This window comes from Nocardioides luteus, from assembly GCF_014648595.1.
Lineage (GTDB): Bacteria > Actinomycetota > Actinomycetes > Propionibacteriales > Nocardioidaceae > Nocardioides > Nocardioides luteus.
In genome coordinates this window covers 12,784-27,627 of sequence record NZ_BMRK01000022.1, presented here as the reverse complement: position 1 = coordinate 27,627, position 14,844 = coordinate 12,784, and the positions used below count along the sequence as shown (strand labels likewise).

Genomic DNA, 14,844 nt, shown 5'->3' with positions numbered 1-14,844 from the left:
AGCGGTAGAGCTCCTCGTCGATGCTCGCCAGCCTCGACGGGCGGAGCAGGCGAGCCTGCCCCGTCGGTCGAGCCGTGAGCGCCAGCGAGCGTGTCGAGACCAACACAGTCGACTTCGCGCTCGGGTATCGCAATGGTCTCGACAAGCTCGACCACCAGGGACCGGTTCGGGGCGGGGACAGTCTCACTCTCAGCAGCCGTTCTCGACCCAGGTACGCAGCCGATCGACGATCGCGTCGACGGAACCGTCCTGCACAGCACGCCCGAAGACACCCTCGTTGAACCGCTCGCCGCGGAGGTAGACGGTCGCCAGCCGGGCTGCGTCGGCGACCGGCGCGCCGGCCAGGCGGGCAGGCTCGGTGAGGAGCGGGTTGCCGCGCATCCACTTCATCCAGTCGACGACGACGCTGGGGAGCGATCGGCGGAGGTGGCTGACCCGGTCGCTGTAGACGGGGTACGGCATCTGGATCGCGCCGGTCTCGGACTTCTGCCCACCGCCCCACGAGACCTCGCGGTCCTCGTCGGTGAGCGACTCGGCGACCTCGAACAACTCGCGCCAGCTGTCCTCCGGCACGCTCTTCAGCTGCTCCTCGATCTCTGCATCCGACGGATCGAGCGACTGGTGCGCGCGGTCGAAGGTGTCGTGCGCCTCGTGGTCGAAGAGCACCAGACGCACCTCCTCTACGGCGGTCGGCGTCCGCGCGAGCGTCCACAGCGAGACGTACGCCGCCTCCTCGAGCGGATAGCGGTAGACACCGGTCGAGATCGCCGGGAACGCCACCGTCCGCGCCCCTACCTCGTCAGCCACCCGCAGCGACTCGCGGAAGCACGACGCCAGCAGCCCGATGTTGTCCTGACCCTCGGTGTGCACCGGTCCGACCGTGTGGACCACCCAGCGCGCGGGCAGGTCGCCGGCGGTGGTCGCGACCGCCTGACCGGTCGGGAGCCCGCCACCGAGGTGTCCTGCGCGCAGCTTTCGACACTCCTCGAGGATCGCCGGGCCACCGCGCCGGTGAATCGCCCCGTCCACCCCTCCCCCGCCCAGCAGCGACGAGTTCGCGGCGTTCACGACGGCGTCGACCTGCTGCTCGGTGATGTCCCCGCGGACGATTGTGATCCTCATCCGATCAACCTAGCCATCTGCGCGCGCCGACCGCGACAGCGCCTCGACACCCCAGCAGACCAGGATGCCGAGGATCGGGATGCCGACGTTCGACACGGTCGATACGACGTCGAACACGAACTCCGTGCCGATCAGGTTCTGGAACAGCCGCCACGACCACTGCGTCCATACCAGCGTCAGCACCACGGGCACCACCAGACCGACCAGCCACAGCCAGCCGCGCCGCCGGGAGACGCCCCACGCCGTCACGAGGCAGACGACCGTGATCACGGTCTGGATGCGGATCAGCCACGACCACCACTCGCCGTAGGTCAGGTCGAACGATCCTCGGGCCTGCAGGAAGTTCACCACCAGCCAGAACGAGTCGAAAAGCCACGGCGCCAGCAGCAGGAGCGGGGCGGTGAGCCGGCGCAGCAGCGTCCGTCCGCGCCAGACCAGCACCCCCGCGTACACCAGGTAGACGATCGTGAACAGCAGACCCTGCACGGCGTACGTCTCCGGGTAGCCGAGCTTCCAGCGCAGCTGGCTCAGGATCACCAGCCGCAGGGCCTCCGCTCCGAGCACGATGCCCAGGGCAAGGATCGACAGCCCGACCCGGTCGTTCTGCTGCGTACGCTCCGCCGTCACCGTCATGGCGACGAGTATCGCGGTCCTTCGACGCTCCCGCCGTCGAAACGCTGCCGTGTCGGAGCCCGACCCGGGGCTCGGCGGTCAGTCCTCCTCGCGTGCTCCGATGAGGATCGGGCGGCCCGCGACGTACCCGGCACAGATCTGGACGACGGCGACCCCGAGCAGCAGCGCGATCGGGACGGACCAGGAGCCGGTGGCCTCGCGCAGCAGACCGAGGACGAACGGGCCGCCGGCAGCGAGCAGGTAGCCGATGCTCTGCGCCATCGAGGAGAGCGCGGTGGTGCCGGCGGTGGTGGCGGTGCGGATGCTGAACAGGGTCAGCGTCACCGGGAAGACCGCGCCGCCGACGCCGAGCAGCACCGCCCAGAGCCACGCGCCCGAGACGGGGGCGATCCAGAGGCCGGTGAACCCGGCGGCGAGCATCGCGGTCAGGCCGGCGACCAGGTGACCCTGCGTCCTCGCCCGGATGGCGAGGGTCGGGGCGAGGAAGAAGACGGGTACGCCGACCAGGATGCTCACCGCGAGCAGCAGGCCTGCCGTCGCGTGGCTGAAGCCGGCGTCGGCGTACATGCTCGGCAGCCAGCTCATCACGACGTACGCGAACAGCGACTGCGTCCCGAACAGGATCGTCACCGCCCAGGCCACCGGCTCGCGCCAGAGCGAGACCCGGATGTGGCCGCCGCGGCGCAGGTCGCGGTCGCGCAGGTGTGGCAGCCATGCCAGCAGCGCCAGGAGGGCGAGCACCGCCCAGACGCCGAGGCCGACCCGCCAGCTCCCGGCCGCGTGCGCGATCGGGACCGTGACGCCGGCGGCGATGGCGGACCCGAGCGACAGCACCGCGCTGTAGGCGCCGGTCACCGCGCCCACCCTGGTCGGGAAGTGCTCCTTGACGACCGCAGGGAGCAGCACGTTGGCGAAGGCGATGCCGGCGCAGGCGACGAAGGTGCCGAGGAGCAGCAGCCAGGGCGCACCGATCGCCCGGACCAGCAGTCCGACCGTCAGGAGACCGAGCGCGATGCCGACTCCGCGGTGCACACCGAAGCGACGCGCCAGGCTCATCCCGGTCGCGCCGACCACGGCGAAGCAGAGCACCGGCAGCGAGGTCAGGAAGGAACGCGTGCCCGCCGAGAGCCCGTCGAGGCTGTCGAGCAGAGCGCCGAGCGAGGTGATGGCCCCGCGCAGGTTCGCCGCCACCAGCAGGACGGCGACCAGCATCAGCACGGTCGACCAGCCAGCGGCCTTCGACGAGGCCGGCTCGGCGCGGGACTGGAGTCGAGAGGTCACAGACCCTACGATGCCAGACATCGGATGATTGGACGAAAGGACGGCACGTGCCGCTCTCCACCACCACGCCCCGCTCCCTGGTCGACCAGGCGATCGACGGGATGCGCTCCCTCCTCGCCGACGGCGAGTGGAACGTCGGCAGCCGCATCCCGCCCGAGCCCGAGCTCGCCGCGGCGCTCGGCGTCAGCCGCAACACCGTGCGGGAGGCCGTTCGGGCACTGGCCCACACCGGCGTGCTGGAGGTGCGACGCGGCGACGGGACGTACGTCGCCGCCTCGAACGAGGTGGCAGCGATGATGCGCCGCCAGGTCAGCCGGGTCGACCACCGGCACGTCCTCGAGGTCCGCCATGCCATCGAGACCAGCGCCGCCGCGCTCGCCGCCGAGCGGCGCACCGAGGAGGATCTGCGCTCGCTGACGGCTCTCATGGAGCGCCGCGAGGCGGCCGTCAGGGCGGCTGATGCCGAGGTGTTCGCCGCAGCCGACGCCGACTTCCACGTCGGCGTGGTCGCCGCGACCCACAACCCGCTCCTCATCGAGCTCTACGCAGGTTTCGAGGAGACCCTGCGCGCGACCATCCACCTCGACGACGAGACGACCGAGCTCGCCGACGTGCACGTCGCCGTCTTCGAGGCCGTCCGAGCCCAGGACCCCGACGCCGCCGCGGCCGCCGTCACCGGGCTGCTGCACACGCTCGCCCACTGAAGCCCGACACCACCGGCAACGAGGCTCTTCCGCCTCACCGCCCGGTTAGCCTCATAGGTGTGAACGCATCGAACCCCGAGACCCCTGACATCAAGCCCAGGTCGCGCGCCGTCACCGACGGCCTGGAGGCCACCGCTGCCCGCGGGATGCTGCGGGCTGTCGGCCTCGGCGACGACGACTTCGCCAAGCCGCAGATCGGCGTCGCGTCGTCCTGGAACGAGATCACGCCCTGCAACCTGTCCCTCGACCGGCTCGCGAAGGCGGCGAAGAACGGCGTGCACGCGGCCAGCGGCTATCCGCTGGAGTTCGGCACCATCTCCGTCTCCGACGGGATCTCGATGGGTCACGAAGGCATGCACTTCTCGCTGGTCTCGCGCGAGATCATCGCCGACTCGGTCGAGACCGTCATGAACGCCGAGCGGCTCGACGGCTCGGTGCTGCTCGCGGGCTGCGACAAGTCGTTGCCCGGCATGCTGATGGCGGCCGCGCGACTCGATCTCGCCTCGGTCTTCCTCTACGCCGGCTCGATCATGCCCGGACAGGTCGACGGTCGCGACGTCACGATCATCGACGCGTTCGAGGCCGTCGGAGCCTGCCTCGCGGGCAGGATGAGCCGCGACGAGGTGACCCGCATCGAGAAGGCGATCTGTCCCGGAGAAGGCGCCTGCGGTGGGATGTACACCGCCAACACGATGGCTGCGGTCGCCGAGGCGCTCGGCATGTCCCTGCCCGGCTCAGCCGCTCCCCCGGCGGTCGACCGACGCCGTGACGGCTTCGCCCACCGCTCGGGCGAAGCGGTGGTCGGGCTGCTGCGCAAGGGCATCACGGCGCGCCAGATCATGACCAAGGAGGCGTTCGAGAACGCCATCGCCGTCGTGATGGCCCTCGGCGGCTCCACCAACGCCGTGCTGCACCTGCTGGCGATCGCCAACGAGGCCGAGGTCGATCTGACGCTCGACGACTTCACCCGGATCGGCGACAAGGTCCCCCACCTCGCCGACCTCAAGCCGTACGGCCGCTACGTCATGAACGACGTCGACAAGATCGGCGGGATCCCGGTCGTGATGAAGGCGCTCCTGGACGCTGGGCTGCTCCACGGCGACTGCCTGACGGTGACCGGGAAGACCATGGCGGAGAATCTCGCGGAGCTGAGCCCGGCCGCGCTCGACGACGACGTGATCCACTCCTTCGAGCGGCCGATCCACCGCACCGGCGGTCTCACCATCCTCAAGGGCTCGCTCGCACCCGAGGGAGCAGTCGTCAAGACCGCCGGCTTCGACGACACCGTCTTCCGCGGCACCGCCCGGGTCTTCGACGGGGAGCGGGCCGCGATGGACGCCCTCGAGGAGGGCCGCATCGTCGCCGGCGACGTCGTGGTCATCCGCAACGAGGGCCCGAAGGGCGGCCCCGGCATGCGCGAGATGCTCGCCATCACCGGAGCCATCAAGGGCGCCGGCCTCGGCAAGGACGTACTGCTGATCACCGACGGCCGGTTCTCAGGAGGCAGCACCGGGCTCTGCGTCGGCCACATCGCCCCTGAGGCCGTCGACGCCGGCCCGATCGCCTTCGTCCGCGACGGCGACCCCATCGTCCTCGACGTCGTCAGCCGCATCCTCGACGTCGAGGTCGAAGCCGAGGAGCTGGAGCAGAGGAAGGTCGGCTGGGAGCCCCTCCCGTCGAAGTTCGCGCGCGGAGTGCTCGGCAAGTACCGACGTACGGTGCAGTCGGCGGCGGTCGGTGCCGTCACGAGCTAGGTGACCGCCCGGGCCCGTCGAAGTCTGCCCGGCGTGGCGTCGCTTCCCGGCGCCTGACCACGGCGAGTTCGGCTACCCTCGTCGCCGTGGGATCTCGGCCGACCTCTGACGCATCTGTACGTCCACCACATCCTCGTGCTCCCGAGGTGAGCGGCACGGGACGGCGCGTCGACTGGCACAACGATCCCTCGGCTCCCGAGGTGAACAGCATCAGGCCCAGCGCCGGGGCGTTCGTGCTCGACGACCCGGGCAGGATCCTGCTGGTCCGCCGCAACGACACCGGCAACTGGACGATGCCGGGCGGAGCCATGGAGCCCGGCGAGTCCCTCACCGCGGCCGCGGTCCGCAAGACGCTCGAGGAGACCGGCGTGACCATCGAGGTGACCGGCCTCGTCGGCATCTGGACCAACCCGCGCCACCGCATCGAGAACACCACCAACGGCGAGGTACGCCAGGAGTGCTCCATCATCTACGCCGCGCGCTACCTGGCCGGAGAGCCCACTCCATCGGCTGAGAACACGGACGCCGAGTGGATCTACCCCGAGATGGTCCCCAGCCTCCAGATGGACCGCAGCCAGCGCGTGCGGATCGACTGGGCCCTCAACCGCAACTTCCCCCACCTGGACCCCAATCCCTGAGGGAGGCTGCCGCCCGGGCGTTCTCAGGACGTACGCAGCAGCCTGAACTCGTTGCGCCGGAGCACCTGCAGCACCAGCTTGGCGGGATACCCGAATGCGTCCCGTCCTGCGTCCGACGGATAAGGCTCGATCGCAGAGATCTGATGCCACTGCCCCTCGACCAGCAACTCGCATCCTCTGGCTGCGACGATGTTGCGATACCAGTTGACGTCCTCGCCGTAGGTCAGCTCGGCGATGAAGCCTTCCGGGACCCGCGCGACGATGATCGGGGTCTCGTAGGTCTTTCCCGACTTCCGGCCGACGTGGCGCACCAACGAGAACGGGCCGCGGCCGGTGCGGGCAGATCGCGTGGTGACTCGGTTGAGCGTGTTCTTCAGCAGCCACAGCCAGCTACGACGCATCGCCATCTCCTAGGAGTCTCAGGCAGACCATCGGAAGTCCCTCGACCTCGTGGCCGACGGCGGTCTCGATCGCGCCGCGCAGCCGTGCCCAGGCCTTCGGGTGTGCCTGCTGATAATTCTGCAGCGCAGCGGCCGACTCCGCCTCGGAGAGGAACCGCGCCTCGGTGTCGATGTTGTGACGAAAACCGATGCTGACCCGGCACGACGGCTCGGCGAGAAGGTTCTGGTACCACTGCGCCCGCTCGCCGAAACCGCTGACCACGACGATCTCGCTCGCGCTCGGACGTTCGACGACCTCCAGACACACGTATCTCAATGCTCCCGAGCGGCGTCCGACGTGCTCGAGCATCAGCATCCGGGACCCGAAGAGCCATCCGGCGCGATGACGGTAGAGCCAGATCGGCGCGCGGACGACCGCCCGGGTACGCAGCAGCCGGGACACGATCCGATCGATCATCGACGTCACAGACGCGACACTACCCACCCGACTCGGCGACTAGGCTGGGGCGATGGCGACACTCGAAGATCTCGCGCAGGTGCTGGCCGACCTGCCGGAGGTGACGCAGGGGGAACGGCACGGCCACCCGACCTGGTCCGTTCGTGGCAAGGGGTTCGCCTGGCTGCGCAAGTTCAGCAAGGCCGACATCAAACGGTTCGGTGACCAGAAACCGCCCGCCCAGCCGATCCTCGCGGTCAACACCGCGGACCTCCACGAGAAGGAGGGCGTGCTCGCCGCCGGCATCGACGGGGTGTTCACCATCCCCCACTTCGACAACTTCCCGGCCGTGCTGGTCGAGCTGATCGTCATCGACCCGAAGGATCTCCGCGACCTGGTCGTCGACGCCTGGCTCTCCGCTGCGCCGGCCGACCTCGCCGAGACCTTCGACGGCTGACCGACCGCTGCGGAAGACGGTCAGAGCAGCCGCTCCAGCTGGGCGACGCCGGGCTTCAGGTGCTTCGCGAGGCGCTCGCGCGCGTCGTCCAGCACAGCAGAGGCGGGATCGCCCGGCGGCACCCGCGCCGGGTTCAGCGCGACCTGGTCCGCCCACTCCTTGATGTCCGGCTCGGCCGAGAACGACATGACCGCCTGGGTGCCGAGCACGTTCATCCGTGCCCACGCCGCCATCGAGTCCGGGTACGGGCTCGGCGGGCAGAGCCTGTTCTTCTCGGCGTCGGAGTCGCGGGTCGCCTCGACGTAGCCGGCCAGCGCGGCGGCGAAGCACGGGAAGCCGGCCCGGATCGGCTGCAGCGTGATCGCCTCGGGCCGCCAGATCGGGATGAGCGGCGGATACTTCAGCCCGTCGGCGGCACAGTGGACGACCACGGCGTCCTCGGCGATGCCGACGGAGCCGCCACCGAAGGTGAGCGAGCCGCGCTCGACGTGGTGCAGGTGGCCGCGGCGTACTACGTTCTCGACCGTACGCAGCTGCGCGAGCTCCCACGTCGCCAGCGTCGGCGTCTTGGCCATCGTCGGCATGACAGCGCGGTCGATGCGGAGCATGATGCCGGCGTCCTCGAGCCGGAGGAACAGCTCCTCGAGCGACGTCGACTGCTCGGCGGCATGCATCATGTCGGCGGCCATGCCGATGAAGACCGCGGGCTCGGGCTGCACCACGGCCCGGTTGAACATCCACGGGTCGCGCGGCCGTACCCAGCAGATCGAGTCCGGGTCGACGCCACGCGAGAGCAGCCAGATGCAGGCGTCGGTCGCGGTCTTGCCGGAGCCGACGACGACGTACTGGCTCGGCGCCTCCTCGAGCCGTGCGAGCTCGTTGACCGGGAGCACCCGGGCATCCTCGGTGAAGCCGAACGGCGGCGGCTTCTCGGCGGGGATGCTGGGCGCCAGGTAGCGCGCGTCGACCACGCGAGCCCCGGGCATCTCGGTCCGTTCCCCGGAGACGCGCGAGACGACGGCACCGTCCCCGGCGTACTCGCTGTTCGCCAGGAACTCCACCCTCCCGGACTCCACCAGCCGATCGAGGACACGCGCGTAGTAGGCGCAGATCTCCGCCTGGGTGGCGCGCTCGTGCAGCCCCTCCTCGGGGCCGCGCTGCTGGATCCCGCCGCTGCCGAGCGGGGTCGAGGCGACCCCGTAGAACGGAGACGCCTGGTGGAGCCGGACGAAGGGGTAGGCCTCGAGCCAGTGCCCGCCGACGCCGTGGCGCCGGTCGAGCAGCGCCACCCGCACCTCGGCATGGTCGATCAGAGCGTCGGTGAAGGCCATCCCCATGGCGCCGGCGCCCACCACGATGTAGTCGACATCCAGCGTTCGACTCATACCTCCACGAAAGCACGGTGACGCCCCCGCGGTAATAGGCAGAAGGGGCTATACCGCCTGTCCGCTCATCACGAGCGGCGCCTACGGAGGTCACCGTCGGTGCGCACCGCGGGTGGTCAGCCTTCGGACGAAGGCTCGGACCCGGTCGAGGATCGTCGCGACCAGCAAGGAGATCGCACCGGGCGGACGCGTACCCGCGGTCGGCTCCTCCTCCCCCGCCGCAGCCCGATCCACGGCACGCGCGAACTCCTCGAACATCCGGCGGCTCACATCACCGGCCAGAGAGCGGCCGAAGCCGGCGATACGTCCGGTCAGGAAGACGCTGGCCTCGGCCCGAAGCGCAGTTCCACCGCCCTCGACCGCGGTCGCCGACATGACGATGCGGGCCTGCGCCCCGCCACCGGTGTCCTTGCCCTGCGCTCGCATGACGATGCGATCGGCCGTCTGCTCCTCGATGTGGGCGATGCCGGTGAAGGCCATCCGCATCGGCCCCAGGGCGATGCGTGCCCGACCCCGGTACCAGTCGGCACCGAGCTCGTCGGTCAGCTCCGCGCCCGGCAGGCAGCGCGCGAGCAGGCGGATGTCGCCGAAGACGTGTGCCACCTCGTCCGGGCCGGAGGCCAGCTGGCTGGTGACATCGATGTGAATGGTGGGCGCGCCGGCCGGGAGCTCGATCTCCTCGGGTCGCTCGGTGGGCTCCTCCTCGACGTCGCTCTCGGCCGCGACTGCCGCTGGGGTCGTCGCACTCGTACGCCCGACGAGAGTGCGCTGCCCGCAGTTCCCCGGACCGGGGAGGGCGCCACGGTGAGCCTGAGCGACATCGTCGACGGCGTCGATGATGTTGCGGTACCCCGTGCACCGACACAGCACTCCGGAAAGCTCGGTCGACAGGTCGTCCCGCTGCACCTCGGGCTCGTGGGTGAGCAGGTCGTACGAGCTCATCAAGAAGCCGGGCGTGCAGAAGCCGCACTGCAGCCCGTGGTGGCGGCCGAAAGACTCCTGCAGGGGGTGCAGCTCGTCCGGCCAGCCGAGCCCCTCCACCGTGGTGATCTCCGCACCGTCGAGCTGGACCGCGAACAGCAGGCACGCGCGCGCCGCGTCGCCGTCGACGAGCACCGTGCACATGCCACAGATCCCGTGCTCGCAGCCGACGTGGGTGCCGGTGAGGCCCAGGTGATCGCGCAGGGCATCGGACAGGGTGACTCGAGCCGGCAACGACAGCGCCACCTCGGTGCCGTTGACGGTGAGATTCACATCGACGGCCTGGTCGGCCTCGGTACGGGCATGCGGCTGCGGCAGATTCATCGTGATCGTTCCTCGGATTCGGAGAGTCTGGCTGACACGTAGGCGCGGCTCACCTCGCGAGCGGCGAGAACGCTGATCAGACGTCGGCGGTACCCGGGGCTGGCGTGACTGTCGCCCCCGGTGTTCACGGCGACGGCGGCGACACCTGGGGTGTGCGCGGCCAGTGCTGACTGCAGATCCGGTCGCGACGGATCCGAGCCGGTCTTCTCGAGGGCGGCGCGAAGCTGCTGCGACACATCCACGGTGACCGGTACGTCCGAGACGCCGAAGCACGTCAGTCGCGCGTCCACCGACCCCTCCGACGTCCTCACCCGCACGGCCACGCCTGCCAAGGCGAAGTCGCCGTGGCGGCGGGCGAACTCGCCGAACCCGAACCCCTCGCCCGGCTTCGCGACCGGGAAGACCACGTCCGACAGGAGCTCGTCCGGTTCGGCGACCGTCGACAGCGCGCCGGTGAAGAAGTCGGCGGCAGACACCTGCCGAGTGCCGCGCTGGCTCGTCAGCACCATCGTCGCCTCCAGGCAGGCGGCCACTGCGGGCAGCTCGGCCGAGGGATCCGCGTGCGCGATGCTGCCGCACACGGTGCCCCGGCTGCGTACCTCGCGGTGACCGACCCATGGCAGGGCCAGCCGGACCAGCGGGACCCCGGCGGCGATCTGCTCCCGTTGCATCCGCCTCTGGCGCACGGTGGCACCGACCCGGAGAGCCCCGCGGTCCAGGGCGAGCCCGTTCAGGTCCCGCACCGCGTTGATGTCGATCAGCTGAGCCGGCCGTCCCAGTCGCATCGCGAGCACCGGCACCAGCGACTGACCACCGGCGATCACCTTGGAGCCTTCCTGGGAGAGCTCGGCCACCACATCGGCGACCGTGCCGGGACGGACGTACGCGAAAGGCGCGGCCTTCACAGGATCACCGGCCCTCGAACCGCGGCGGACGCTTCTCCCCGAAGGCTGCGACTCCTTCGGCGAAGTCATGACTGGCCCTGAGCATCGAGTAGGCCTTCCGCTCGAGCTCGATGCCGGTGTAGAGCGGACCGTCGACCCCTCGGTCGAGCACTTCCTTCGCGGTCCTCATCGCCAGCGGTGAGTAGCTGAGCAGCTTGCTCACGACCTCGTCGACGGTCTTCTCCAGCTCCTGTGCGTCGGCACAGTTGTGTGAGGTCAGGCCCCAGTCGAGTGCCTGCTGTCCGGTGATCCGCTCCCCGGTCAGAATGTGGTACTTCGCGCGAGAGAGGCCGATCAGTCGCGCCAGCCGCTGCGTGCCGCCGCTGCCGGGGATCATGCCGAGCTTCATCTCCGGCAGCGCGAACCGGGAGCGGTCCGTCGCGATGCGGATGTCGGCCGACAGCGCGAGCTCCAGCCCGACGCCGAAGCAGTACCCGTCGATGGCGACGACGACCGGCTTGGGGCTCCGGGCCGCGGCCGTGACGTCCTGCCCGAGATCGGTGAGGTCGACGGGCTCGACCTCCATGAACCCGGCGATGTCACCGCCCGAGGTGAAGTGCTCCCCCTCGGCGCGGATCACCACGACCTGGACGCGGTCGTCCGCGTCTGTCTCCGCGAACCGTTCCGCCATGACCCTGCGGGTCTCCATCGTGATGATGTTGTAGCGCCCGTGGTCGAGCACCAGGTGGGCGACGCGCCCTTCGTGGGTGTGCTCGAGCCGGATCTCGCCTCCGGTGAGTGGCATGTCAGTTTCCCTTCGATGTGGTGAGCAGTTCGTGCAGTACGTTTCCGTGCAGCGGCAGCGAGTCGACCGTGATGCCCTCGCGCTGGAGCGCGTCGGCCACGGCGTTGGCGATCGCCACCGGGAGACTCATCGAGCTGCCTTCTCCGCATCCCTTGGCGCCGAGCCTGGTCAGCGGCGACGGCGTCTCGAGGTGGTCGCTGGTCAGCGGGAAGACCGACTCCGCCGATGTCGGGCAGAGGTAGTCCATGAACGTGCCCGCGGTGGGCTGTCCAGCGTCGGAGTAGGTCATCTCCTCGAAGAGCGCTCCACCGAGCGCCTGGGTGATCGCGCCGTGCACCTGACCCTCCAGGAGGGTCTTGTTCAAGATCGTTCCGGCGTCGTGGACGGTGGAGAGGTCTTCGATCTTCACCGTCAGGGTCTCCGGGTCGATCCGCACGACCACGACGTCGGCGACGAACCCGTAGCAGAGGCTGGAGTTGATCTGGTCGGTGCGGGAGGCGGCCTTCGACTGCGGAGGCGTGTAGGCAGCCTCCTCGTAGAGCCGGGCCGAGAATCCGTCGGGCAGCGATCCGGGGTCCCAGTGGATCAACCCGGCCGCGTGTCGGAACGCGACCGAGCGGTCCGGGTCGCCGATGACCCTCACCATCCCGTCGGCGAGCTCCAGCCGCTCGGCTTCGACCTCGAGGAGCACGGCGGCGGCCACCTTGATCGACTCGGCGATGCGGTCGGCGGCCTCGAGCAGCGCGCTCGTCAGGAGAGGGGAGAATCTCGACGAGTAGCTCCCCGAGCTGATCGTCCACGGCGTCGAGGCGGTGTCCATCTCCACCCGGGGGCGAACCTGTTCCTTCGGCAGCCCGAGACGCTCGGCGACGATGTCCCGGGCGACCGTGGCATGCCCCTGCCCCTGTGGCACGGTGCCGAGAAGCACGCCCACGACCCCCTGGGGATCGACCGTGACCCGGACGTGCTCGGTCGAGCCCGACTTACCGCGCTTGGCGGTGCGGTCCTGGACCGGGGTCGCCAGCCCGACGTACCCGATGTTCGTGGCCGACGGGTCGACGACCGTCGCGATCCCGATCCCCATCCACTCGCCGTTCTCGCGAGCGACCCGCTGCTCCTTGCGGAGCCGCTGGTAGTCGACGTTGTCGAGGGCGAGCTCGAAGGCTCGCTCGTAGTCCCCGGAGTCGTAGATGCCGCCGCTCGGTGTGGCGTACGGGAAGGCCTTCGCCGGGATCAGGTTGCGACGGCGCACCTCCGCGGGGTCGAGGTCGCGCTCGCGCGCGATGTCGTCGATGAGCCGCTCGAGCCCGAAGTAGAGCTGCTGACCCCCGAATCCGCGGTTCAGTCCCGTGGGCGTCTTGTTGGTGACCACCGCGCGCGCTCTGATGTGCACCGCGTCGATCGTGTACGCGCCCGTGATGTTGCCGAAGCAGCGGTAGAGGGTGCTCGGCTCCGGGGGCCGTAGATAGGCGCCGACGTTGTCGATGAGGTCGACCCGCAGCGCGCTGATCACCGCGTCGTCGTCCACCGCGGCCTCGAACGTCATGATGCGGTCGGAGCCGGCCGAGCTCGCGAGCAGGTGCTCGAGCCGGTCCTCGGACCACCGCACCGGACGGCCTGCGTGCTTGCTGGCCAGAGCCATCAGCGCGATGTACGGGTAGACACCCGACTTGATCCCGAAGCTTCCGCCGATGTCCGCCGGCACCACCAGGCGCAGCGAGGAGGTGGGGATGCCGAGGGCTCCGGCGACCACCGGCGCCATCGAGAACGGGCCGTGGAAGTTGGCGTGGGCGGTGATCTCAGGTCCGTCGGGCCCGTCCCGCCAGTCGGCGACGACGACGTAGCACTCCATCGGCATCGAGGAGTAGCGCGGGAACGAGTAGGTGCGGGTGACGACGTGCGGCGCTTCGGCGAAGGCCTCGTCGACGCTGCCGAAGGTGAACTCCCGGTCGGTCGCGACGTTGCTGTCCGAGCCGTCGTGCAGCAACGGGGCGTCCGGCAGCAGAGCCTGGTCCGTGCGGACCACGACGGGAAGCGGCTCGTAGTCGATCTCGACGAGCTCGGCGGCGTCCTCGGCCAGGTAGCGGTCGGAGGCCACCACGACCGCCACGGGTTCTCCCACGAAGCGGGTCTTGTCGGTCGCGGTCGGATAGTAGGGGTGGGGCGTCTTCACCGAGAGCGGGAACGGCTTGAGCGTCGCGAGCACCTCCTCAGGTCCGATCACCGCCGCCACACCAGGCATCCGACGGGCCTTCTCGAGGTTGACCGACCTGATCCGGGCATGGGCGTGGGGACTGCGGACCACCGCTGCCACGAGCGTGCCCGGGAGCGGGTCCAGGTCGTCGAGGAAGCGGCCCTGACCAGTCAGCAGCGCAGCGTCCTCGACACGAGCGAGTCCAGTCACAGCGGCGTACCTTCCTCGGTGTCGGCAAGGGTTTCGAACTCACCTGCGGTGAGACGGCGCCGCAGGATCTTCCCAACGGCGGACTTGGGGATCTGGTCCACCACGACGTAGCGCTTGGGGCGCTTCAGGGACGGCAGGCCCGCCTCGTCCCGGGCGAACTGCTCGACCTTGGCCAGCGTCGTCGCGGCGGGGTCCTCAGGGCGCCCGACGATGAACGCGGTGACAGCCTGACCCCACTTGTCGTGAGGCGTCGCCGCGACGATGACCTCCTGCACGTCGGGCGAGGCGGCGAGGGCGTGCTCGATCTCCTCGGGGTAGAGGTTCTCGCCGCCGGAGTTGATCATGTCGTCGACGCGACCCGAGACCCACAGGTCGCCATCCTCGTCGGCGACCGCGAGGTCGTTGGTGTAGTACCAGCCGTCGCGGATCGCCTTGGCGTCGGCGTCGGGGCGGTTCCAGTAGCCGGCGAACGCCTCCGGGCTCTCCAACGACGCGATCACCTGCCCCCGTTCCCCCTCCGGCACGATCTGGTCGGGGGTCGCGTCCGGATCAGGGTCGACGAGCCTGATCCGAGAGAAGAGCCCTGCGCGACCGGCACAGCCGGGCTTGCTGATGTTCTCGGGCCCGACGGAAAA

General features: G+C 69.9%; 15 protein-coding genes and 1 pseudogene. 4 read left to right on the top strand and 12 right to left on the bottom strand.

Translation table 11 applies throughout. The annotated features are described in order from the left end of the window. Positions 1-189: 189 nt before the first annotated feature. The 4 genes and pseudogenes from IEY81_RS24360 to IEY81_RS20625 all read right to left on the bottom strand — a co-directional run bounded on the left by IEY81_RS24360 (position 190) and on the right by IEY81_RS20625 (position 3,036). Entirely contained in the window at positions 190-573 is a 384-nt protein-coding gene (locus tag IEY81_RS24360; protein WP_229788041.1) for a DUF6508 domain-containing protein, read from the bottom strand. A gap of 60 nt (positions 574-633) precedes the next feature. Continuing rightward, positions 634-1,122: pseudogene (locus tag IEY81_RS24355) on the bottom strand (O-acetyl-ADP-ribose deacetylase); the annotation flags it as partial. 9 nt (positions 1,123-1,131) lie between these two features. Next, positions 1,132-1,755: a hypothetical protein gene (locus tag IEY81_RS20630; RefSeq protein WP_189120374.1), complete on the bottom strand. Its 624-nt coding sequence runs from the start codon at positions 1,753-1,755 to the stop codon at positions 1,132-1,134. A 78-nt stretch (positions 1,756-1,833) separates the two neighbouring features. Then, entirely contained in the window at positions 1,834-3,036 is a 1,203-nt protein-coding gene (locus IEY81_RS20625; RefSeq protein ID WP_189120373.1) for an MFS transporter, read from the bottom strand. Positions 3,037-3,083: 47 nt separating this feature from the next. On the opposite strand from IEY81_RS20625, the gene IEY81_RS20620 reads away from it, so the two are divergent. From IEY81_RS20620 to IEY81_RS20610, 3 genes are all read left to right on the top strand, one after another. Continuing rightward, entirely contained in the window at positions 3,084-3,740 is a 657-nt protein-coding gene (locus tag IEY81_RS20620; protein WP_189120372.1) for a FadR/GntR family transcriptional regulator, read from the top strand. A 59-nt stretch (positions 3,741-3,799) separates the two neighbouring features. Further along, positions 3,800-5,494: a dihydroxy-acid dehydratase gene (gene ilvD, locus IEY81_RS20615; RefSeq protein ID WP_189120371.1), complete on the top strand. Its 1,695-nt coding sequence runs from the start codon at positions 3,800-3,802 to the stop codon at positions 5,492-5,494. Positions 5,495-5,694: 200 nt separating this feature from the next. Continuing rightward, the gene (locus IEY81_RS20610) at positions 5,695-6,132 is read left to right on the top strand and encodes an NUDIX hydrolase (protein WP_229788034.1); all 438 of its coding nucleotides are present in this window, start codon (positions 5,695-5,697) and stop codon (positions 6,130-6,132) included. A gap of 23 nt (positions 6,133-6,155) precedes the next feature. Here IEY81_RS20610 and IEY81_RS20605 read toward each other — a convergent pair whose 3' ends face one another. Together IEY81_RS20605 and IEY81_RS20600 are read right to left on the bottom strand one after the other, a co-directional pair. Beyond that, on the bottom strand, positions 6,156-6,533 hold the full coding sequence (locus IEY81_RS20605; protein WP_189120369.1) for a nitroreductase/quinone reductase family protein: 378 nt from the start codon (positions 6,531-6,533) through the stop codon (positions 6,156-6,158). Beyond that, positions 6,523-6,990: a nitroreductase family deazaflavin-dependent oxidoreductase gene (locus IEY81_RS20600; protein WP_189120416.1), complete on the bottom strand. Its 468-nt coding sequence runs from the start codon at positions 6,988-6,990 to the stop codon at positions 6,523-6,525. The genes IEY81_RS20605 and IEY81_RS20600 overlap by 11 nt, the downstream gene beginning before the upstream one ends. Positions 6,991-7,042: 52 nt before the next feature. Between IEY81_RS20600 and IEY81_RS20595 the strand changes: the two genes are divergently transcribed. Further along, the gene (locus tag IEY81_RS20595; protein ID WP_189120368.1) at positions 7,043-7,426 is read left to right on the top strand and encodes an MmcQ/YjbR family DNA-binding protein; all 384 of its coding nucleotides are present in this window, start codon (positions 7,043-7,045) and stop codon (positions 7,424-7,426) included. A 20-nt stretch (positions 7,427-7,446) separates the two neighbouring features. On the opposite strand, the gene IEY81_RS20590 is transcribed toward IEY81_RS20595, so the two are convergent. The 6 genes from IEY81_RS20590 to IEY81_RS24350 all read right to left on the bottom strand — a co-directional run. Then, a complete protein-coding gene (locus tag IEY81_RS20590; RefSeq protein WP_189120367.1) occupies positions 7,447-8,811 on the bottom strand; it encodes an NAD(P)-binding protein in 1,365 nt (454 codons plus the stop codon). A gap of 90 nt (positions 8,812-8,901) precedes the next feature. Continuing rightward, positions 8,902-10,116 carry a 2Fe-2S iron-sulfur cluster-binding protein gene (locus IEY81_RS20585; RefSeq protein ID WP_189120366.1) on the bottom strand — a complete coding sequence of 405 codons (1,215 nt, stop codon included), beginning with the start codon at positions 10,114-10,116 and terminating at the stop codon, positions 8,902-8,904. Then, on the bottom strand, positions 10,113-11,021 hold the full coding sequence (locus tag IEY81_RS20580) for an FAD binding domain-containing protein (RefSeq protein ID WP_189120365.1): 909 nt from the start codon (positions 11,019-11,021) through the stop codon (positions 10,113-10,115). The genes IEY81_RS20585 and IEY81_RS20580 overlap by 4 nt, the downstream gene beginning before the upstream one ends. Positions 11,022-11,025: 4 nt before the next feature. Beyond that, positions 11,026-11,805, bottom strand: a complete 780-nt coding sequence (locus tag IEY81_RS20575; protein ID WP_189120364.1) for an enoyl-CoA hydratase/isomerase family protein — start codon at positions 11,803-11,805, stop codon at positions 11,026-11,028. A 1-nt stretch (position 11,806) separates the two neighbouring features. Next, entirely contained in the window at positions 11,807-14,209 is a 2,403-nt protein-coding gene (locus IEY81_RS20570; protein ID WP_189120363.1) for a xanthine dehydrogenase family protein molybdopterin-binding subunit, read from the bottom strand. Next, the coding region (locus IEY81_RS24350; protein WP_229788033.1) for an AMP-binding enzyme at positions 14,206-14,844 on the bottom strand (639 nt) is incomplete at its 5' end. The genes IEY81_RS24350 and IEY81_RS20570, both read right to left, overlap by 4 nt.